Below are 255 nucleotides of genomic sequence, written 5' to 3'. Positions count from 1 at the left end.
CATTGGCATTGTTGTTATCGAGTGCAGTAACAATATCGTCTTGCGTTAACTCATATGATAATAATTTACTTGGCTCAATGTTGACTTGATACTGTCTGACGTTGCCGCCAAAAGATAAGACGTCGGTAACACCATCTACCGGCATAACCAATAACTTTACTATCCAATCGTTCAAGCTCCTTAAGGTCATAGAATCATAACCAGAATCTTTATCTGCAATTAACAAATACTGAAAAACTTGACCCAAACCTGAGG

The 255-nt window shown here is 38.0% G+C and carries 1 protein-coding gene; it reads right to left on the bottom strand.

Annotated features, from left to right (window positions below; genetic code table 11):
- Positions 1–255, bottom strand: a 255-nt coding sequence (locus AAEY78_RS14010; protein WP_352339992.1) for an efflux RND transporter permease subunit, incomplete at both ends; no start/stop codon positions are given.

This window comes from Psychrobacter sp. 16-MNA-CIBAN-0192, from assembly GCF_040309565.1.
In the GTDB taxonomy this organism is placed as follows: domain Bacteria; phylum Pseudomonadota; class Gammaproteobacteria; order Pseudomonadales; family Moraxellaceae; genus Psychrobacter.
This window is presented reverse-complemented; position numbering and strand designations above follow the sequence as displayed.